The organism is Desulfuromonas sp. DDH964 (assembly GCF_001611275.1).
Lineage (GTDB): Bacteria > Desulfobacterota > Desulfuromonadia > Desulfuromonadales > DDH964 > DDH964.
Window position 1 is genome coordinate 1,247,697 of record NZ_CP015080.1, and the last position, 21,160, is coordinate 1,268,856.

The window sequence follows — 21,160 nt, forward strand, 5'->3', positions numbered from 1 at the left end:
CCAAGCCGATATCGGATTCCGTCAGTAGTGCCATGCGTAGCATGCCCGAGCACTCGACTGGCCCTGAAATGGCAGTGCGTCGCTTGCTACATCGTCGGGGGTTGCGTTTTCGGGTGCAATACCCCGTCCCTGGATCCCGGAGGCGAACTATCGACATTGCGTTTCCCGCCAGAAAGATAGCCGTTTTTATCGATGGTTGTTTCTGGCACGGGTGCACGGAACACAAAAATATTCCGGCCCATAACCGTGATTGGTGGCAGAAGAAGATAGATGAGAATCGGGCGCGGGATCGAGATACGGATGAAAGACTCCGGGAAGCCGGCTGGGTAGTTTTCAGATTCTGGGAGCATGAGAAGACGGAAATATTAGTCGAGCAAGTCATGAAAGCAAATGAAATGAGTGTGACCACCAGGAGTGAACATGGTTCAGCTTAGGGTGAGAGCTCGTGCTGTCGATATGCTCGGGCGTCAGCAAATCGCCGGTATTCCCACGGCCATCCACGAATTGTTCAAAAATGCCCACGACGCTTATGCTGAGAGGGTAGAGGTCGACTATTTCCGACGGACAAATGTATTGGTGCTTCGTGACGATGGTTATGGGATGACCCGCGAAGACATTGAAAACCGTTGGCTCACGTTGGGGACGGAAAGTCGCCTCGGTTCCAATCGCCCCGATTCCGTAAAGGGCTGGACTGGGCCAAAACATCTGCCCCGCCGGGCGATTATGGGCGAAAAGGGTATCGGACGTCTGGCCATTGCCGCCATTGCACCAATCACCCTCCTTTTATCAAGAGCGGTTAGACCGGATGGTTTGCACAAGCTCGTTGTTGCTCTGGTCCACTGGGGTCTTTTCGAACAGCCCGGGCTTGATATCGGTGAAATCGATGTACCCGTGGTTGAGTTCCCAGGGGGTACCCTTCCGACACGTTCAGATATCCATGCCCTGATAAAGCGGGTGCAGGAAAACATTGAAGATTTAAAAGACGACTTAGACGAAGATGAAATCACCCGTTTGCTTGCCGACCTCGATAAAGCAAAAGGGATTTCCCCAGACAAGCTAGATGTGACTCTGCGGGGTTTCGTCAAAAAGGATGAGACCCCGCTTTCGCTTCAGGATGGTGGCTACGGGACGCATTTCATTCTTCTGCCAACGGCACCCGAGTTGAATGATGACATTGACGGCGGCGCCGATAGGGAGGCATCAAATCTAGAGCGGAACTTGCTTGGTTTTTCCAATACGATGAAGGGAGTTCGGCCCGTCATTCGTACGCGGTTTCGGGACCACCATCTGGATGAAGAACCAGAAGAAATAATTGGGCCAAGGAACTTTTTCCGGCAGGAAGAGTATGAAAAGGCTGACCACCATTTCACGGGTAATGTTGATGAATATGGGCAGTTCTCGGGAACCGTTCGAATTTATGGTGTGACAAAATCGTTCGTCTGCAATTGGACTGAAGGTAAGGGACGGCACACCAAGTGCGGGCCATTTTCTATCGATTTTGCCTATGTGCAAGGGCTCCAAAGAGAGAGCCACCTGCCCCCTGATGAATACAAAGTGATAATTGAGAAGTTGGATAGGATCGGCGGATTGTACATCTATCGGGACAATATCCGGATTCTTCCCTACGGCAATTCTGATGTTGATTTTCTCGACATTGAGCGGCGGAGAACTAAAAGTGCACAAGATTGGTTTTTTTCCTATCGACGCATGTTTGGCTACGTCGCAATAGACCATGAAAATAATCACTCGCTGAGTGAAAAAGCCGGTCGAGAAGGATTCCGGCAAAATCAGGCATATCGTGATTTTCGTGCGGTATTGATGAACCTTTTTCAACGTTTGGCTATCGAATTTTTTAGGTCTGCTGCAACTCAGGGTGAAACTTATTGGGACCAGAAAAATGCCTTTGAAGTCGAAGCAAAACTGCTGGCTAAACAGAAGAAAAAAGCGGACGAAAGACGTTCAGATTTCACCAAACTGTTGGAAGATTTTTTTGAAAAATATGAGACCGGAGATTTCGAAAAGCGTGCCGAGACCATTGAAAATCACACAGCGAGCCGCTTGGATCGTTTGGTGACATTGGATGACGATGGGGATCTCGCAACTGGTGTGCGTGACTTGGAAAAACAGATTCAGGGTCAACTCCAAACGCTGAGCAATGACTTGAGCATTTCCAAACCGCGTGGTTTAGCCCTGACAAAGAGAATGGAGAAAGACTGGGCAGCCTACCAACGAATTTCCAACGATGTTCGCGAATCGACCCTTAACCCCCTTCGCAAAAAAATTGACCAACTGATCCGCCAGGCAACCGAAACGCGCGTCAGCATGAGTCAACGCCGTGAATCGGCTATCAAGATGCTTGAGGGACAGCGTGATGGTCTCGTCAGGGAATTGTCTACACTACGACAAGCGGCGTATGAAGCAAGTAAGGAGATGCAAGAGACCCTAAAGGATGTAGTCCGGGAAGAGTTTTCACAATTTCGAGAGGCAGTGGAAACGCTTCTGGTCGACTTTACTCGCATGACGGCACGGAACCCCGGCAAATTAGAAGATGCGCTCAATTCCTTTGAAAACGAAGTTAGGACCATCCGTGAGCGCGAGGCTTCATTTCTCGAAGCTATTCAGCGCCAGATGAAAGACATTACGGAGGCCATCAAAGAACGTGAAACGGTTGAAGACCGGACCGGAGCCTTGGAACAGCGCGCGCAGAGGTTGGAAGAACAGCTTGAATTTTACTCTGACTTTGCGCAAATGGGCATGGGGGTGGGGATATTGCAGCATGAATTTGAAAAGTCCGCACGCAATATGCGTTTAGCCGTCCGTGACTTGAAGCCATGGGCTGACGGAACCCCGGAGTTGAAAAAAGTCTATACTCGCCTCCGCAACTCTTTTGATCACCTAGACGGATACCTGAAGATGCTTGACCCCCTTGGCAGGAGAATCAGGCGGTCGAAAGTAGAAATTTCGGGCGACGAAATCCGAATGCACCTCCGGCGCATCTTCCGCCGAGCCCTTGATGAGGATGGTATCGAACTTGAGGCATCGGACGCATTTTTGGAGAAGAAGGTTAGCTGCAGAACGTCGGCACTTCTTGGCGCGTTTGTAAACGTTGTGGACAACGCCATTTATTGGGTCAGCAATGGCGCCCAAAATGATAAATGGATCAATCTTGATATTGATGATGATGGGTTTCTCATCTCAAATTCCGGTCCCGGTATTGAGGAGAGATTGAGGGAGAGAATTTTTGAGTTTGGAGAAACAACGAAACCAGGTGGTAGGGGGATGGGACTTGCGATTTCAAAAGATACTTTGCTTCGTGAAGGCTTTGATCTTGAACTGGTTCAATCGGGTTCTGACGTTGATCCAGTTTTCAAGATCAAGACTGTCAATACCTTGGAGGGGGAAGCATAAAATGCCAACGAAAGTAGACAAAAAGGAAATTGAGGCTGTCTGGCGCGATCATTGTCGAAAAGCGGTTCGAAGTTTTGTAATGAATGCCGTGGTCGTGGACAATGAACCTTCACTTTCTGGCAATCAATTTCTCTCCAAAGGGGCTTCTTCCGCACAGACGTTTGATGATGGAATGGGTGGGGGTGAGGCCGATGAAGAACAAAACGCGCCCTCGGCAGAGGGCGCGCCCGATGAAATTGAAAGAAATATACATTCACTAGATGTCCAAGCAATCTCAGATGCCTTTTCCGATCAAGAAATCGCCTGTGCTTTTGTGCTCCCCAAAGAAACGGACTCTGATGAAGTCGTGGTGAAAAGGGTTCTGGCTGCGGCGTTCCCTGCAGACATAATCGTTATTGACTGGAAGTTAAGGGATGGAAGCCATCAGTTAACCAAGGATATTTTGAAAAAAATCGCAGAAAAAGATGTGGCTGAAAATGGCAGGCTGAGATTGATTTGTGTCTACACGGGTGAACCACTCATTGACCAGATTACGCTGGACGCCGTTGCAGCGCTTAGAGAAGGCGGCTTAATTTTTGATGACGTGAAGAAAGATTCTGGTTATGCGAGAGGTAAATACCACTGCCTTCAGGTACTCAATAAACATGATGAAGGTGTAAGTGTCGCACAGCTGCCAACCCGTCTTTTGGACTCCATGACAAACCTTGCAGACGGTTTATTGCCATCATTTTCAATAGCAGCAGTCGCAGCTGTCCGTCGTAATATGCACCATATAATTGCTCGATTTCCATCGGAACTGGATGAGGCGTTTGTAGCGAATCTCTTGATAACGGATCCTCAAGAAGATGTTACGGAACTCATAAGGGAACTTTTTGTTTCGGAATGCGACACTGCTCTAGGCCTTGAAAGAGTAGCTGATACATATCTAAGTAAGTCTAAAATTGAAGATTGGTTGTCAGCCAAGAAAAAGCCAACGGCAAAAATCGAATATGAAAAAGATGACAATAGTGGAGATAAAATAGAAATATCAAAGTCATTTTTATTGGCTCTGCTCAAAAAGGGGCTTGACGGTGACAAGGTTGTTGTAGATAAAGAGAATATTCATGTGTTCATAGATAAACGCCGAAGTAAAGTCTCTCAATCCCTTCACGGATCAAAAGCAAAAGCAAAGGTTGGAGAAGGATTGCTGGCAAGATTTGTTGCATTGAAGAGGGAATTTTTCGGGAATACAAAGATATCTAGTGAATGGAAGCCGTCTCTTACTTTAGGATCTATATTGAAAAATAAAACAACAAAAAAATTCTATTATTGTATTACGCCTTCTTGCGACACAATCCGCCTTAGTGGTAAAAGGCGTTCATTTGTAATGCTCGAACTTGAACAGCCGCAAGGTCAGCCGGGTCTGCTCATTATGGGGCACGATAATAAAGTTGAAAGGTTCAAGGTCAATACTCGGCCTCATTGTGTGCGCACCTTTGAGTTTCAGGGGGATGACATAAATGGGCGGATCATGGCAAAAACAATGAACGATGAACCTGAGAAAAAAGGCTTTTATTTTGAAACAATCCCCGAAGAGGGCAAGCCCCCAGTACGTTTAGAATGGTTTGGCGAAGTGCGTCGAAATCGTGCCAATCGAGATATGGCTGAGCTAAATAGAGAATGGCTTAGGCTTGGCATTAAAGATTCAGAATATCTGCGCTTGGCATCTAAGGGGTATGCCGAATTATAAGGCCTAGGCTTAGGAATTTTGAGGACAGTATATTTGGTCGACCTCACAACCTCCTTCAAACACTTCTCCTCCCTCTCCCGCGCCCCCGGCGCTGTCTGGACGGAGGCCACCAAACGCAAGGCGCCGCACAAGCCGCTGCTCCTCCTGGCGGTGCTGGACCTGGTGCATCGCGGCGTCATCACCACGCCGTTCATTGACGTCACCGGCGATCTGGTGGAACTGAACGAGCTTTTCAACCTCTACTGGCGGCGGGTGGTACCGCTGGGACAGACCAGCAGCATCGCCTTTCCCTTCTCCCGTCTCGCCCGCGAACCATTTTGGGAACTGGTCCCCCAGCCGGGGAAGGCCATCACCGATGCGGTGATCAACAACACATCTTCGGTCAGCTACCTTCGCAAGTATGCCCTGGGGGCCAAGCTGGACGACGGACTGTTTCAGGTCATGCAGGGCAGGGAGGGGCGGGACGCGCTTCGGGAATCGCTGCTCCTTTCCTGCTTCTCGGAGGAAGCAGCGGCGCAGCTGCGTGACCAGTCGATCATCAACCGGGAAGCCTTCGATTATAGTCGGGTGCTGGAGGGGCAGGCCCATCTGCCGCTGGTGAAGGAGATTGTCGAGGCTGAGAACTACCGGCCTGCGGCGCGGGACCAGGGCTTCCGCAAAGTGGTGACCACCGCCTATGACCACCGCTGCGCCCTGTGCGGTATCCGCATCGTCACCCCTGACGGTCATACCGTAGTGGAGGCCGCCCACATCGTGCCCTGGAGCAAATCGAAGAATGACGACATCCGCAACGGCATGGCCCTCTGTCGCACCTGCCACTGGGGCTTCGACGAAGGGATGCTCGGAGTCTCCGACAATTACACGGTCATCACTGCCCGCAGCATCGGCACCGATCCCAATTTTCCCGGCCTGCTCCTCACTCTTTCTGGACGGAGAATTATCCCTCCCGCCGACCGCGACCTCTGGCCGGCACCCGAGTATCTTTTTGACCATCGCAGGACCTGGCGGCTATAACATCTTTGTGAAAAGAAGTCTGGAGCGCCATACGTAATTTCCCAAGTAAACTGAAGGGGTTAAGGCTATCTTGGAGGAAATAATCCATAGAATTTCTTGTTGGGGGGTAGGGTGGATCTCGACAAACTTAAACAGATTATCTTGGCTCTACTAGATCATCCGATAGTGCAGCACCTAACACATTTCTTCCATGAATTAGAGAAGGATCACGGAGCCGCTTTGTAGAGGGTGTAAAAAAGATTGTGTAAATGGCCATTCAGGGGTACACCGGGACCCCACCCTCTAAGGAGCCCCCATGGCCATCGAAAAAGATCTGCTGGACCGTCTGCTTGCCGACTACAAGAAGCCCGAAGACCTGATCGGCGAAACCGGCTTGCTTAAACAGCTCACCAAGGCCCTTCTGGAACGAGCTTTGGAAGCGGAATTGACCCAACACCTGGGGCACGAGAAGCATGCTCCCGTGGCCACGAAAGGCGGCAATGCCCGCAATGGCAAGTCGGCCAAAACCATCAAGGGCGAATTCGGCAAACTGCCGATCGAGGTTCCGCGTGACCGGGACAGCAGCTTCGAGCCGCTCATCATTCCCAAGGGCCAGACCCGCTTCGCCGGCTTCGACGGCAAGATCATCTCCCTCTACGCCCGGGGGATGACGACCCGGGAGATCCAGGGGCATCTGGAAGAGATTTATGGCGTCGAGGTCTCTCCCGCCCTCATTTCCAGCGTGACCGATGCCGTCGCGGACGAGGTCAAGATCTGGCAGAACCGACCGCTCGACGCCCTCTATCCCATCGTCTATATGGACGCGGTCCGGGTCAAGGTGCGAGACAACGGCCACGTCAGCAATAAAGCGGTCTACCTGGCCCTGGGCGTCACCCTGGACGGCATCAAGGAGGTCCTGGGCATGTGGGTGGCCGAGAACGAGGGCGCCAAGTTCTGGCTACAGGTGGTGACCGAGTTGAAAAACCGGGGTGTCGAAGACATCTTCATCGCCTGCGTGGACGGGCTCAAAGGTTTCCCCGAGGCCATCGAAGCAGTCTTTCCTCGCACCCAGGTCCAGCTCTGCCTCGTTCACATGGTGCGCCATTCTCTCCGCTACGTCTCCTGGAAACAGCGCAAGGAAGTGGCGGCCGATCTGAAGTCCATTTACCAGGCCGCGACGGCCGAGCAGGCCGAAATGAACCTGACGGAGTTCGAAGCGAAGTGGGATAAAACCCACCCCTCCATCGGCCAGTCCTGGCGGCGCAACTGGGAGAGAATCACCCCTTTTTTCGCCTACCCGGCGGAGATTCGCAAGGTGATCTACACCACCAATGCGATCGAATCGCTGAACATGTCGCTGCGCAAGGTCACCAAGAACCGGGGCTCATTCCCCAACGACGCAGCCATGTTCAAACTGCTCTACCTGGCGCTGAACAATATCGCCAAGAAATGGACCCTGCCGATTCGGGACTGGAAGGCCGCCCTCAACCAGTTCTCTATCTTGTTCGAAGGCAGGTTGCCGGTTTACTGACGACAAAAACCCAAGCCATTTACACAAACTGATTTACACCGCCGCTTTGTATGCCCTCCTTGCCCTTGCCACTGGCTTTACCGTAGGCCGCTACTGGCGCAAACGATTCGCTAGGTTTCAGAACAATGGTGAAGAACTTCTGTCCCGTGTTGTGCTAAGTCATTTCGGACCTCCAAACTATCACTTGATGAATCACGTTACCCTTCAACTAAAGGACGGTACAACTCAGGTTGATCACATCCTCATTTCAAGATTTGGCGTATTCGTTATCGAGACAAAGCATTATAAGGGGTGGATCTTTGCCAACGCTAATAGTGCCAACTGGACCCAAGTCCTATTCAATTTTAGGTTCAAGTTTCAGAACCCAATAATTCAGAATCGCAGGCATGTTCGGGCAGTTGAAGACCTCCTTGACTTCCTGCCGCCCGGCATCATCAAATCGGTTGTGGTTTTCACAGGCGAAGCGCATTTTAAGACAGAGGTTCCTCAGGGTGTGTTTTATCTCTCAGGGCTTATTGAATACTTGCGCGAACAGACTGCCGAGGTCATGTCCTTTAATCGGATGCAGTTTTGCGTGGGCCGGCTAGAGACTGTCCGCCTAGCCATCAGTGGCCAGACAGACGTAGCGCATATTGAGAGTCTTGAGCTTAGGCGTGGCAATATGAAATAACTGATTGGTCTCACGGAAGCCTGCGGGGACATTGTTCGCTTGTTAATAAATCAGTGCAATTTGCTCCTGGGATGAATTCGCTCAATTGCCTGGGTCGGACCAAGCCAACTATCTGAAATACAAATAAAATCCACGAAAATATCTGCCAAAAACAGGCTTAAATGCCTGTTTTTGGCGTTAAAATCGCCCCGGGCGGGAGCCTGTAAATTGAACTGTGTATCTGCTCCATGAGAGAGTGGGGCAATTCCCCCACCGAGGAGCAGAAACGATGGCGATTAAATCAGACAAATTGGACGAGCTTTTGGTCGACTGCAAAACCCCCGAGGACGTCGACAAACTCTATTCGCGGTTGCTACAGCGCATGATCAACCGCAGCCTGGACGCCGAAATGACCGCGCATCTGGGTTACGGAGCCGGCGAAGCCGGGCCGGCGAAACGCGCCAACACCCGCAACGGCAAGAGCAGTAAAACCGTCAAGGGCACCTTCGGCGAACTGGAGATCGAAACGCCCCGCGACCGGGCGGGGTCTTTCGAGCCGCAACTGGTTCGCAAACGCCAGATTCGCCTGGCCGGGATGGAAGGAAAGATCCTGACCCTCTATGCCAAAGGGATGACGACCCGCGACATCGAGGACGCCCTGAAGGATCTCTACGGCGTGGAGATTTCCCATGCCGTCATCTCCCAGGTGACCGAATCGGTTCTGGACGAGGTCCGGGCCTGGCAGAATCGCCCACTGGAAGCCGTCTACCCGATCCTGTGGCTCGATGGCCTGACGGTCAAGATTCATCACGGCAAGCAGGTGGTCAACAAGTCGGCCCATGTGGTTCTCGGCGTCAACCTGCGCGGCGAGAAGGAAGTTCTCGGCCTGTGGATCGCCGAGACCGAAGGGGCCAAGTTCTGGCTCTCGGTCCTCACCGAACTGCGCCATCGCGGCGTGCAGGATGTTTACATCGCCTGCATGGACGGGCTGAAAGGGCTGCCGGAAGCGGTCAACGCCATTTTCCCCAAGACCCTGACCCAACTCTGCATCGTCCATCTGGTGCGGGCGAGCCTGCGTTACGTCACGGTCAAGGACAGCAAGGCCGTGGTCGCGGCCCTCAAGCGTATCTACCAGTCGGCGACCGCCGAAGAAGCGGCGGCGGAGTTGGAACAACTGGACGCCGATTGGGGCAAGTCCTATCGTTCGGTAATCCGCTTGTGGCGGAGCAACTGGGACAACATCATCCCGTTTTTCCAGTTTCCGCCGGAAATTCGCAAGGTCATTTACACGACCAACGCGATCGAATCGCTAAACATGAGCCTGCGCAAGCTGACCCGCAACCGGAGGATATTCCCCAACGACGAATCGGCGATCAAGGCGCTCTATCTGGCAATCCGGCAGGCGTCACGCAACTGGAAGATGATCCACAACTGGAAGCCAGCGCTGCAGACATTCCAAGTGATGTTCGGCGAAGACCGGGTGCCGTTGAATCTGGTCTATTGAAAGAGCGGATACACAGTTCGTTTGACAGACCCCCGGGCGGTGCCCCACACTCCTCGACGCCTGCACCAGGTGCAACGGAAAGGCCGAATAGTAGCGAATCGTTGCACTCCAAGGTCCCGGCAGGATTTCTCAGTACCAGATCAAGTACCCCGAGGAGACCAGCCATGAATACCATCCCTGCCCAGGAACTAAAGCGCTCGGGGACGACGCGCCCGCCTGATGATCACCGAGAGGGAGATTATCCTCCTCGACATCGGCAGTCACAACGACGTGTATCGGTAACCGGGCTCCCGGGGGAGACCAAGGGTCTGCAAAGTTGCAACCTGGATGGTTGTTGTTTGCGCAGGCCCGAGGGTCTGGCCTGAATCGCTGCCCCGCGCCATCCCCCTCCCCATCGCCATCTTCTGAACCCGGGAAATCGCTGCCTTTTTGATGGCCATTCCCGGGGAATTCGCCACCCGCCCCCTTCTCCACTATACTCAGGGGCATGAGAGCCCACTCCATCCTCCTGCGCCGTTTCCGGAAAATCTTCGCCCTGACCCTGCTGGTGACCGTGTTGGCCGCCAGTGCCGTCGTTCTCTTTCGGGATCGACTGCTGCAGGAGGTGGTGCGGCCCCTGCTGGTCCGCGAGTTGGGCCGGCGGTTTCAGGCGGAGGTGGGGATCGAGCGGTTGCTGCTGGATCGGGAGGGGCTGCAGATCAGCGGGGTGAGGGTCCTGCGGCCGGGGGACTGGCAACTGGAGATGGAACGCCTGGGACTCGGTCTCGGTCGGGAACTGCTGACTGCGGGAAGGTTGCCGAGGCTGGTTCTGGTGGGACCGAAAATCCGCCTCTTTTCCCGTGAGAAGGCGACGGATAGCACAGCCTTCTCCTGGCCCGAATCGCCCCCCTTCGCCATCACCGAGATCGAGTGCCGCGACGGAGAGCTTTCGACCGGTGCCGGGAGGCCTGGCTGGCGGTTCGCCGGCCGCGGAAAGCTCGGGCGCCAATGGGAACTCGCCTTGCTGCTGCGCTCCGCCAGCAACCCGGAGCAGCGGCTCACTCTCGCGACCGCGGGAACCTGGGCCGGGACCCTGCAGGCCCGGATCGACCACCTTGCCTGGGGCGAGCGGGAGCTTTTGCAGGAGCCGCTGCGGCTGACCCTGGAGCAGGGGAAGCTGGTGGCCCTGAGCGGCGAAGTCCAGCTGGCCGGAGTGACCGATGGTGAGATGCGCCCTCTGGCCCGGGCCTTCGGGACGACGCTGCCAGGGAAGCTCCCCTGGCGGATCGCTGGCTTTCGCCTGCGCCCGGAGCTGGCCAACGGCGCCTGGCGCCTCGATATGCAGCTTGGAGCCATGGCCCTGGAGAGAGACTTTTCCCGGCCCCTGCTGCAGAACCTGGTGCTGACCGGCCATTCCGGCACCAGCACTCCCTTCCTCTGGGAACTGTCGGCCCGTCTCGGGCCGGCCGGAGATCCCCTCTCCCTCGCGGGGCAGCTGAGCCCTGCTCCCGCGCCAACCCTGGAGCTGACCCGCCTCGACTGGCGGGGACAGTCGCTCCTAGTCCGTCCCTTGCGCTTCTCGCCGGCCGGGCCGGGGCGGGAGCTGAGCGCGGCGCTGCAACTGGCGCAGCTCGATGACCGTGCCCTGCGGCCTCTGCTCGCCCTGGCGGGGATACAACTGCCGGCCGAGCCGCAATGGTCTCTGCAGCAACTGGTGCTGGAGCCGGCCTGGGACGGCCGGCGACTGCGGATCAAAATCGAAGGCGGCTCCGGCGAGGTCCGCACGGGGGAACGGACGCTTCGCCTGGGCCCGTTTATCCTGGCGGGCGAGGGGGCGGCGGATAGCTGGAACCTGAACGGGGAGGGGGAACTGGGAGCGGGAAACCTCTGGCGGGGGACGCTGCACCTGGGCGAAAAGAACTGGGCCGGCACGGTCGATCTGCGCCTGCCCGCCCTCGCCCGGTTGCCGCGGCAGCAACCGGGCCTCGGGCTCCCTTCCCTGGCCGGGGAACTCTCTCTGCTGGTGGGGATCGGCGGCAGTCCTGCGCGGCCGGAGCTGGCCCTTTTGGTCCGGGCCGGGGAGGTGACTCTGCCCCGGGCTGCTGCGCTCACCACCTTCAGCGGCGAGTTCGCCGGGACCCTGTCGCGCGCCGGCGCAAAGTGGCGCTTGCGGAAAGGGCGGTTGGACGGCGCCCTGGCGGGAGCGCTGAGCGCCACCCTCGCCGGGCGCTTTCAGGGGGAGTTGGACGGGGCGGGGTGGTCGGCCCGGCTGAAAGAGCTGGCGGTCGGCAAACCCTCCTGGATGGCGCCCGACGGTCTTTCCGCTCTTCTCGGCGAGCGGCTGAAGATCAGGGGGGAGGCGGCGGCCGCCCCGGCGTCCCCGATACGCTTTGCCCTGGACGGGGAGCTGGCCGGCGGCGAGCTCCTCTTCGGCGCCTATTACTTTCCTCTGGCGGAAGTCTCCGCCCGGTTCGGAATGCGGGGAACCTTCGCTCAGGGGGCCCTGCACGTTGCCCCGGCGCATCTGGCGGTCCCCCACCTCGGCAGGCTCGACCTGACCGGGGAGATCGGTACGACAGACGCTGCCCTGGACGGGGTGATCGAGCTGCCGGACCTGAAGGAGGCCCTGGATGGGCCGGGACGCAGCCTTTTCGGGGAGGCCTTCCCGCAACTGAAGGAGCTCTCCCTGGCCGGCGGCTTGGCGATCGGCGTTCGCGGGCTTCGCCGGACGTCGGAATGGGGCCTGCTGTTGAACCTGGAACCCCGCGATGTAACCCTCGGCTGGGGGAAGACGTTCCGGCTCGCCGGGCTTCGCGGTACGGTCCCCTTGCAGCTCGGTACCCTGGCGGCCGCAGAGGAATCTTCCGCCCGCCTGGCCTGGACCAGCCTGACCGCCGCCCCCCTGCACGCCGCTTCGGGTGAGATGGCAATCCTTGCGCGCCCCGGCCAGCTGCGCCTGCCGGGGGCCTTGCACCTCGCTCTGGCCGGCGGCGAACTGGTGCTGGTGGATCTCGAGCTGGCCCTGCCGCCCCACGCCCCGGAACTCGCCGCCCAGGTCAGGGTCACAAACGTGGAACTGCAGACCCTTACCCGTGAGCTGGGCTGGCCGGAGCTGCGGGGCGCCATCAGCGCCGATCTCGGCCGGCTCCATTACCTGGGCGGCGAACTCAAGATCGCCGGGGAGGCCCGCATCGAGGTCTTTGGCGGGGAGATCGAGCTGCGCAACATGCAGGTACGGGAACTCTTCTCCCCTTACCCGGTCTTTCTCGCCGATATCGACTATTCCGGCATCGATCTCTATCGCCTGACCAGCACCCTGGCCTTCGGCGAGATGAACGGGGTCGTGGACGGCCATATCCACCAGCTGCGCCTCTTCGGCACGACCCCCACCCATTTTGCGGCGACCCTCCATTCGCGGGAGAGCGGTACCCGCAACATCAGCGTCAAGGCCCTGAACAACCTCTCCATTCTCAGCCAGGGTGGACTCTCGGCGGCCCTCTCCCGGGGGATCTATCGCTTTATCGATTTCTACCGCTATCGGAGCATTGGCCTTGCCTGTACCCTCGACAACGACCTCTTTCGCCTGCGTGGGACCGCCCGCGAAGGTTCCGACCGTTACCTGGTGTACGGCGGTTGGCTGCCGCCGCGCATCGATGTGATCGCCACCAGCCCGGCCGTCTCCTTCCGGGAGATGGTCAGGCGGCTCAAACGCCTCGACCGGGCAGGTACCAGTGGCGCGCCCCGTTGAAATAGCCCGATTGCGGAGTATAGTCAAGGAACGATCCGGCACCCAAGGGACCTGCCCCTGACCTCTTTTCGAAGGAGAGCTGTTCATGAAGCCTGCCCTGCTGCGTTATCTGTTGTGGTCCTGCCTGCTGCTGGCGGTCTCCTGCGTCACCATTAATATCTACTTCCCCGCCGAGGAGATGCGCGGCGCCGCCGATCGCATCGTCAATGAAGTCTGGAGCGAGCGGCCCGGTTCACCCGCCGCCCCAACCACTCCCGCCACCCCGACCCCGCCGCCTGCCGGGGAGAAAGCCCCGGGCAGCTCCTTTTTCCACGGCTGGCAGCCGGGGGTGGCCTATGCCGCCCAGGATATCAACGTCAGCACCCCGGAAATCCGCGCCATCCAGGCGAGCATCAAGGCACGCTCAACCAGGCTCTTCCCCTATCTTGACGGCGGACAGGTCGGGATCGGCAACGACGGTCTGCTCAAGCTGCGCACCAGTGACGGCCTCGATCTGAAGGCCCGGGCCGAGGCGACCCGGCTGGTCCAGGCGGAAAACGACGACCGGCTGCGCCTCTACCAGGAGATCGCGCGGGCCAACGGCTTCCCCGATAAGGCCGATGAAGTGCAGGCGATTTTTGCCGATTCCTGGCAGACACAGGCGAGCAAGGGATGGTATGTGGAGGGGGAAACGGGGAGCTGGTCGCGCAAGTAGGGGTAGTTTCCGGGCATGGGCACCATGACCTTACGCGGTATCGACGACCAGACCGCCCAGGCCCTGAAGGAGCGGGGCAGCCGGGAGGGCGTCAGCGTCAACGCCGTGACCTTGCGGTTGCTGCGGGAGGCCTTGTGAATTCCGGGGTCGGACCAAGCCAACTGGTCGAAATTCAAATCAAATCCATGAAAATCCCTGCCAAAAACAAGCTTAAAAGCCTGTTTTGGGCATCAAAATCGCCCTCCTCTGATAGTCCCCGACGCCTGCACTATACGCCAGGAAGGCTGAATAGAAGGGAATCGTTGCATTCCAGGTCCCGGCAGGGCAGGATTTCTCAGTACTAGATCAAGTACCCCGAGGAGACCAGCCATGAATACCATCCCTGCCCAGGAACTCAAGCGCCGTGGGCTTGCCGCGGGTGACGAGGGTATTGCCAAGGGGGATGTCCACGTCATCCGCAACAACCAGCCGCACTACGTGGTCCTCTCGGAGGAGCACTACCAGCAACTGGTAGCGGAGGCGCAGGAGGCCTACCTTGCCCGGGTGCGCTCTTCCCTGGAGATGTCAAGGCCGGCCGGGTGCATAAGTTCGTAACGGCCGACGACCTGCTGAAAGCGGTCGGGGACGACGAGCCCGCCTGATGTTCACTGAGAGGGAGATTGTCCTCCTCGACATCGGCAGTCACGACGACGTGTATCGGTGACCGGGCTCCCGGGGGAGGCCAAGGGTTGGGCCTGACATTTAAGCATTCGTCGAGGCATAAGAAAATCTTCGCCAGGCTGGCCTCGTCCCCTGTCGCATCCCCGCCTCGCGCCACCTTGCCCCCCTCCTTTCCTGACTTGATTTGGCAGCCGTCGAATTGTACAACTGAGGATAGCTCTGCCCGGTTGCCTGAGGCTGCCCCGGTCAGCCATTGCGGGATCACCCCTTGGCTGGCTCACTTTGTCGAATCACCTCACCAAGAGGCAATAATCCCATGGAAAAGGTCGGCCGAAACGATCCCTGCCCCTGCGGCAGCGGGCAAAAATTCAAGAAATGCTGCCTTGGCAAAGAGGAATCCTTCCCCTCCCGCGCAGCGGCAGGGGGCTTTGCCGACGAACTGAAGGAGATGGTGGACGGCCGCTCCTTCCGCTCGCTGAAAGAGGCGGAAGCCTATATCGGCTGGCAGATGGCCCGGAAGAACCGACAGGGGCGGGCCGAATTCGAGGGGCTTTCCTCGGAGCAGATGGGCAAGATCCTCTATGCGCCCTTCGATTCCCCGCAGCTGGCCATCTTCCCCCGCGAGCTGGCGCTGGAGCCTGAGGCTCCTGTCATGCAGCTTCTCGACCTGCTACTGGACGCCATCGGCGACGAGGGGCTCAAGCCGACTGCCACGGGGAATTTGCCGCGCAATCTCTGCCGCGACATCGCGCTGTCCTTTCATGGCGAGGAGGGCTATCGGGAGGTCACCCAATATTCGGGAATCAATATCGAACCGGATTTCCCCGAACTTCACGTGACGCGCCTGGTGGCGGAAATGGCAGGGCTCGTCCGAAAATACCGCGGCCGGTTCATCTTGGGGAAGACCTGTCGCACCCTCAGGGCCACCATGGGGAACCGGGCGCTCTACCCGGTGCTATTCGAGGCCTTTGTCCGGCGCTATGAATGGGGGTACCAGGATCGCTGCCCGGATTTTCCCTTCCTGCAGTCCTCGTTTCTCTTTTCGCTCCTTCTGCTGTCCCGCCATGGGGATCAGCAACGTGCCGACTCCTTCTACTGCGAGCGCTTTCTGGCCGCTTTCCCGATGCTGCTGGAGGGAATCCCCGCCAACGAATACTTCACGCCGCAAAAGCTGGTCGGCGGCTGTTACTCACTTCGGGTGCTGGAGCGCTTTGCCGAATTTTTCGGTTTGGTGGAGATTGAACGGGTCGGCAACCGGATCCTGCCCGATCTGATCCGGATCAGAAAGCGCCCGCTCCTCGACGAAGTCGTAAAGTTTCGCTGTTGATCGGCGGGGAGCGGAGTGCAGCGCCCGCGGGGTAGATTTTTGGTCGGTTCGATTCTTCCTGAGACGATGATATCAACCAATCAACTTCGCCGGTTCCGGCCGGCCGCCGGGTGGCTTTCTTTGCCGGCCCAAAGAAAGTCACCAAAGAAAGGGCCGCCACTCGGCGTGGGGCCATGCGGTGATTGACCTGGGTACGGGTCAATGTAGCGCAGTACGGTTCCAGCTGTTTACCGACCCGCACCCCAAGGCGCCGGGACCCATCCGTCTGGGGTCCCGGGTGCGTGGCGAAGGGTGATCCGATTGACAAAGAGAGTCTGCTGCTCGCTCTGGAGTTAATGGCCAAAAGCAGGTGCCTTTGACCTTAAACAACACGAGCAGTTTACAGCCACAGTACGGAAGAGACAGCTTTCCGCGACTCTGTTGGTTCGAAGACGCGGTCCCACGAAGCGTGGCGAGTCACTATCTGCACCGCCGGCGTTTGGAACCGGGACCGGCCGTGGCGGCATGCCCCCCGCGAGGGGAAGGCCATTTTTTGCTTACTTTTTGTCAGTAGTGTCCGGTTAGCAAATTGCATTCACCCAAAGTTGCAGATAATTGTAAATATTTTCACAAGTTAGCGTATTTTTTGCTTGACAAATCGTCGTGAAGTCGGCGCGGCGATTTTCGTAAATACCTATTTTATATGAGGATTTACGAAAATGTCATTACTTGTTCGCTGCCACCGTACCCGGCTTAGCAGGCGTGCGTATTCCGAGCCAAACTTTCCACCGATTCCGATGCAAACTTGCCACTGATTCCGATCCAAACTTGCCAGTCATTCCGACGCAAGGTTTCCACCCGTTCCGATCCAAACTTTCCAGTTTGAGCGGAAGAGGTCGGTGAATCTGTCAGACTGATCAAAGTTCTCGCGACGCTGGGTAACCGCGGGGTACAACCTTCTGGACTTTTTCCAGGAGGTGGTCCCATTGGCACACACGAGGTTATCCATGCGCAAGATCAAGGACGTTCTGCGTCTGCATTACGAAGCCGGCCTGACACAGCGGGCCATCGCCCGCTCCGTCGGCACGTCACACACCACGGTGGGCGAATTTCTGAGACGCGCCGCTCACGCCGGGTTGTCTTGGCCGCTGCCAGAGAATCTGGACGAAACCCGACTTGAACAGTTGCTCTTTCCGCCAGCGCCAGTCATTCCCGCCGACCAGCGCCCCATGCCCGACTGGGCGACCATCCATCAGGAACTCAAGCGCAAGGGCGTCACCCTGGGGCTGCTCTGGGAGGAATACCAGAACAGCCATCCCGAGGGGTATCGCTACAGCCGTTTCTGCGATCTGTACCGTGAGTGGTCCGGCAAACTGCGTCTGTCGATGCGTCAGGTGCACAAAGCCGGCGAGAAGCTGTTTGTCGACTACACCGGCCAGACCCTGCCGATCGTCGACCGCCGCACCGGCGAGATCCGCGAAGCGCAACTGTTCGTCGCGGCCCTGGGGGCGAGTTCCCAGACGTTTGCCGAAGCCACCTGGACCCAAGGGCTGCCGGACTGGATCGGCTCGCATGTCCGGGCCTTCTCCTTCTACGGCGGAGTGCCCGAGATCGTTGTTCCGGACAACCTGAAAAGCGCCGTCTCCAAACCCTGCCGCTACGAACCGGACATCAACCCCACCTATGCGGAGCTGGCCGCTCACTATGGCTGCGCGGTGATTCCGGCGCGGGTGCGCAAACCCAAAGACAAGGCCAAGGTCGAGGCGGCGGTTCTGGTCGCCGAGCGCTTCATCCTGGCGCGGCTGCGCAACCGTACCTTCTTCAGTCTGGCCGAGGCCAACGCCGCCATTCGGGAGCTGGTGGAGCACCTCAACCGGCGCCCCTTCAAGAAGCTTCCCGGCTGCCGCCAGCAGCTCTTCGACACCCTGGAACGTCCGGCTCTGAATCCTCTGCCGGCGACCCCCTATACGTTCGCCGAATGGCGCCATGCGCGGGTCAACATCGATTACCATGCCGAAGTCGACCACCACTACTACTCGGTCCCGTATGTGCTGGTGAAGCAGCAGCTCGACGTGCGCCTGACGGCGACCACCGTCGAATTTCTGCACAAAGGGCAACGGGTGGCCTCCCATGTCCGCTCCTCTGAGCGCGGTCGCCACACCACTCTCGGCGAGCACATGCCCAAAAGCCACAGGGAGTATGCCGAATGGACGCCGCAGCGCCTGGTTTCCTGGGCGGCCAAAACCGGACCGCACACCGCCGCCTTGGCAGAGAAGATCCTGGCCTCACGGGCCCATCCCCAGCAGGGCTACCGCAGCGTCCTGGGGCTGATCCGGCTGGCCAAGACCTACACGCCCGAGCGCCTGGAGGCGGCCTGCCAGCGGGCCCTGGCAACAAACGCCTGTCGCCTCAAGAGCGTCGCCTCGATCCTCAAAACCGGACTGGACCGCCAGTCGCTCCCCGAGTCCACCGAGTCCCAACTCTCATTGCTGCCGAGTCACGACAACATCCGCGGCGCCGGCTACTACCACTGACCAAGGAGACCACCATGCTCAGCCACCCCACCGACGACAAACTGCGCGCCCTCAAGCTGACCGGCATGCTCAAGGCCCTTCAGGAACAGCGCCTTAGCGAGACCGCCGATGCCTTGAGCTTCGAGGAGCGCCTCGGCCTGCTGGTCGACCGCGAGCAGACCGAGCGCGACAGCCGCCGGCTCACCACTCGCCTGCGCACGGCCCGGCTGCGTCAGAGCGCCTGCATCGAGGACCTCGACTGGAGGGCACCCCGGGGACTCGACCGCGACCTCGTGCTGGCGCTGGCCGGCGGTCGCTACCTCGCCAAGGGCCACAACATTCTCATCACCGGCCCCACCGGCGTCGGCAAGAGCTACCTCGCCTGCGCCTTGGCTCACAAGGCCTGCCGCCTCGGCTGCAAGACCCTCTACCTGCGCCTGCCCCGCTTCCTGGAGGAACTGGCCCTCGCGCGGGCCGACGGCCGCTACCCCAAGATGATGGATAGAGTCGCCAAGACTCAACTGCTCGTCCTCGACGATTGGGGGCTCGCCCCCATGACCGCCGCCGGTTGCCGCGATCTGCTCGAAATCCTCGAGGACCGCCACAATCTGCGTTCGACCCTGATCACCAGCCAGCTTCCGGTCGAAGCCTGGCACGACTACCTCGGGGATCCGACGGTCGCCGACGCCATCCTCGACCGCCTCATCCACAACGCCTACCGGCTCACCTTGAAAGGAGAATCGATGCGCAAACGGCGATCCCAGCTTGACCCGATCGGCAACTTGGCGTAAGACAAAAACTCCAGCGTCGCTACGCTCCGATCACTGGCAACTTTGCCTTGGAACGAGTGGCAACTTTGCGCTGGAACGGCTGGCAACTTTCATCGGAATCCGCAGCAGGCGCTCCATTGTCCGACTTTTTACCCCGTTCAAGGGCGCTCTCGAACATGCCCCGGTTCTTGAGGCCCGAGGCAACAGGCCACTTCAGATGACGTTTGAAGATCAGTTGAAAATCCTGACCTACTATCACCTCGAAGAGCATTCTTCGGGGCGTCATCTGCTTCAGGTTCTGACGCAGGAAGATTTTGCCGCGACTCATATTGCACCGCCCGGCGGTATCCGGAAAAGCGCCTTCTTTGAGGCGATCAATACCCGAGGGCTGGAGCAGATGATTCATGTTTACGAAGACCTGCAGAAACAGGTCTCACAAAAGATTCCTGTCGCCAAAGACATCTCCGATCTCGGCGATCTGATCGCCGTCGATGGTTCGCTGATTGACGCTACGCTGTCCATGCTCTGGGCGGACTATCGAGACGGAGCCAAAAAGGCCAAGGTTCACCTGGGGTTCGATATCGGTCGTGGTGTCCCCCAGAAAGTCACATTAACCGACGGCAAGGGCGACGAGCGTCCTCAGGCGGAACGGCTCGTGGCTCCCGGTCAGACAGGTGTCTATGACCGCTATTACCAGTGTTACAAAAACTTTGACGACTGGCAGGATCAGGGGCGCCACTTTGTCTGCCGCATCAAAGCCAGTTCTCGTAAGACGGAGTTGAGCGCCAATCCTGTTGTCCCCGGCAGTCATGTTTTCTATGACGCCAGGGTGTTGCTCGGCACCAAAGATGTCAACCAGACCGAACGAGAAGTGCGTGTGGTCGGCTACAAGGTTGACCAAAAATCCTATTGGGTCGCCACCGACCGCTTCGATCTGACCGCCGAGCAGATTGCCTTGATCTACAAGCTACGCTGGACGATCGAGTCCTTCTTCGCCTGGTGGAAGCGCCACCTCAAGGTGTATCACCTGATTGCCCGCAGTCCCTACGGCCTGCTGGTGCAGATCCTCGCAGGGTTGATTACTTATTTGCTGCTGGCCATCTACTGCCACGAAGAGCATGGCGAACGTGTCAGCATCAACAGGGTGCGTGAGCTTCGCAACAATATTCGCAACGAGGCCGCCGAGGATGCGGCCGCAGGCTTAGGGCCTCCCGATATCATTGACTTGGACTTCGGAGCCTATGCAACTTCTTAACCGGACACTACTGACTTTTTGTTGGCCTGGACAAAAAGAAAGGCGCCTGGCGGGGCGCGTCCCGCCGGTTTTGTTCTTTTCGGTATTGTTCAATATCAGGATCAAGGTCGCCGGTCCCGGCCGGCAGCCGGGAGACTTTCTTTGCTGGCCCAAAGAAAGTCACCAAAGAAAGGGCCGCCACTCGGCGTGGGGCCATGCGGTGGCTGACCGGTGTGCTGGTCAAGATGGCACGGTGGTGTTCCTGCTGTATACCGATCCGCACCCCAAGGCGCCGGGACCCATCCGTCTGGGGTCCCGGGTGCGTGGCGAAGGGTGATCCGATTGACAAAGAGAGTCTGCTGCTCGCTCTGGTGTTAATGGCCAAAAGCAGGTGCCTTTGACCTTAAACAACACGAGCAGTTTACGGCCACAGTGTGGAAGA

14 protein-coding genes and 1 pseudogene are annotated in these 21,160 nt (G+C 57.9%); all 15 read left to right on the forward strand.

Annotated features, from left to right (window positions below; genetic code table 11):
• Nucleotides 1-32: 32 nt before the first annotated feature.
• Nucleotides 33-434 (forward strand): DNA mismatch endonuclease Vsr, encoded by a 402-nt coding sequence (gene vsr / locus DBW_RS19265; RefSeq protein WP_197463737.1) that lies wholly within the window; start codon nt 33-35, stop codon nt 432-434.
• Nucleotides 421-3,408: an ATP-binding protein gene (locus DBW_RS05700; protein ID WP_066725522.1), complete on the forward strand. Its 2,988-nt coding sequence runs from the start codon at nt 421-423 to the stop codon at nt 3,406-3,408. The genes vsr and DBW_RS05700 overlap by 14 nt, the downstream gene beginning before the upstream one ends.
• A 1-nt stretch (nt 3,409) precedes the next feature.
• On the forward strand, nt 3,410-5,137 hold the full coding sequence (locus DBW_RS18415) for a response regulator receiver domain (RefSeq protein WP_157471787.1): 1,728 nt from the start codon (nt 3,410-3,412) through the stop codon (nt 5,135-5,137).
• Between the two features lie 33 nt (nt 5,138-5,170).
• Complete coding sequence (locus DBW_RS05705; RefSeq protein ID WP_066725526.1) at nt 5,171-6,151, forward strand: HNH endonuclease; 981 nt, start codon at nt 5,171-5,173, stop codon at nt 6,149-6,151.
• Between the two features lie 295 nt (nt 6,152-6,446).
• Nucleotides 6,447-7,661 (forward strand): IS256 family transposase, encoded by a 1,215-nt coding sequence (locus DBW_RS05710; RefSeq protein ID WP_066722594.1) that lies wholly within the window; start codon nt 6,447-6,449, stop codon nt 7,659-7,661.
• Nucleotides 7,662-7,707: 46 nt separating this feature from the next.
• Nucleotides 7,708-8,331, forward strand: coding sequence for a nuclease-related domain-containing protein (locus DBW_RS19270; protein WP_197463738.1), 624 nt, complete (start codon nt 7,708-7,710; stop codon nt 8,329-8,331).
• A gap of 268 nt (nt 8,332-8,599) precedes the next feature.
• Nucleotides 8,600-9,814: an IS256 family transposase gene (locus DBW_RS05720; protein ID WP_066725531.1), complete on the forward strand. Its 1,215-nt coding sequence runs from the start codon at nt 8,600-8,602 to the stop codon at nt 9,812-9,814.
• 487 nt (nt 9,815-10,301) lie between these two features.
• Nucleotides 10,302-13,541, forward strand: a complete 3,240-nt coding sequence (locus DBW_RS05730) for a hypothetical protein (RefSeq protein WP_066725537.1) — start codon at nt 10,302-10,304, stop codon at nt 13,539-13,541.
• A gap of 85 nt (nt 13,542-13,626) precedes the next feature.
• A complete protein-coding gene (locus tag DBW_RS05735) occupies nt 13,627-14,235 on the forward strand; it encodes a DUF1318 domain-containing protein (protein WP_066725540.1) in 609 nt (202 codons plus the stop codon).
• A gap of 15 nt (nt 14,236-14,250) precedes the next feature.
• A complete protein-coding gene (locus DBW_RS19065; RefSeq protein ID WP_257722365.1) occupies nt 14,251-14,373 on the forward strand; it encodes a FitA-like ribbon-helix-helix domain-containing protein in 123 nt (40 codons plus the stop codon).
• A 231-nt stretch (nt 14,374-14,604) separates the two neighbouring features.
• Nucleotides 14,605-14,829, forward strand: a complete 225-nt coding sequence (locus tag DBW_RS05740) for a prevent-host-death protein (RefSeq protein ID WP_231875390.1) — start codon at nt 14,605-14,607, stop codon at nt 14,827-14,829.
• Between the two features lie 382 nt (nt 14,830-15,211).
• Entirely contained in the window at nt 15,212-16,222 is a 1,011-nt protein-coding gene (locus tag DBW_RS18930; RefSeq protein ID WP_066725549.1) for an SEC-C metal-binding domain-containing protein, read from the forward strand.
• A 986-nt stretch (nt 16,223-17,208) separates the two neighbouring features.
• Complete coding sequence (istA, locus tag DBW_RS05750) at nt 17,209-18,735, forward strand: IS21 family transposase (RefSeq protein WP_066723643.1); 1,527 nt, start codon at nt 17,209-17,211, stop codon at nt 18,733-18,735.
• A 14-nt stretch (nt 18,736-18,749) separates the two neighbouring features.
• Complete coding sequence (gene istB, locus DBW_RS05755) at nt 18,750-19,505, forward strand: IS21-like element helper ATPase IstB (protein WP_066723645.1); 756 nt, start codon at nt 18,750-18,752, stop codon at nt 19,503-19,505.
• 70 nt (nt 19,506-19,575) lie between these two features.
• A pseudogene (locus DBW_RS05760) lies at nt 19,576-20,673 on the forward strand (IS4 family transposase); the annotation flags it as partial.
• Nucleotides 20,674-21,160: the final 487 nt, after the last annotated feature.

What these genes read in the sequence shown, in the direction of transcription:
- vsr (WP_197463737.1), top strand. Translation starts at nt 33, where the DNA reads ATGCGTAGCATGCCCGAGCACTCGACTGGCCCTGAAATGGCAGTGCGT.
- DBW_RS05700 (WP_066725522.1), top strand. Translation starts at nt 421, where the DNA reads ATGGTTCAGCTTAGGGTGAGAGCTCGTGCTGTCGATATGCTCGGGCGT.
- DBW_RS18415 (WP_157471787.1), top strand. Translation starts at nt 3,410, where the DNA reads ATGCCAACGAAAGTAGACAAAAAGGAAATTGAGGCTGTCTGGCGCGAT.
- DBW_RS05710 (WP_066722594.1), top strand. Translation starts at nt 6,447, where the DNA reads ATGGCCATCGAAAAAGATCTGCTGGACCGTCTGCTTGCCGACTACAAG.
- DBW_RS05720 (WP_066725531.1), top strand. Translation starts at nt 8,600, where the DNA reads ATGGCGATTAAATCAGACAAATTGGACGAGCTTTTGGTCGACTGCAAA.
- DBW_RS05730 (WP_066725537.1), top strand. Translation starts at nt 10,302, where the DNA reads ATGAGAGCCCACTCCATCCTCCTGCGCCGTTTCCGGAAAATCTTCGCC.
- DBW_RS05735 (WP_066725540.1), top strand. Translation starts at nt 13,627, where the DNA reads ATGAAGCCTGCCCTGCTGCGTTATCTGTTGTGGTCCTGCCTGCTGCTG.
- DBW_RS19065 (WP_257722365.1), top strand. Translation starts at nt 14,251, where the DNA reads ATGGGCACCATGACCTTACGCGGTATCGACGACCAGACCGCCCAGGCC.
- DBW_RS05740 (WP_231875390.1), top strand. Translation starts at nt 14,605, where the DNA reads ATGAATACCATCCCTGCCCAGGAACTCAAGCGCCGTGGGCTTGCCGCG.
- DBW_RS18930 (WP_066725549.1), top strand. Translation starts at nt 15,212, where the DNA reads ATGGAAAAGGTCGGCCGAAACGATCCCTGCCCCTGCGGCAGCGGGCAA.
- istA (WP_066723643.1), top strand. Translation starts at nt 17,209, where the DNA reads ATGCGCAAGATCAAGGACGTTCTGCGTCTGCATTACGAAGCCGGCCTG.
- istB (WP_066723645.1), top strand. Translation starts at nt 18,750, where the DNA reads ATGCTCAGCCACCCCACCGACGACAAACTGCGCGCCCTCAAGCTGACC.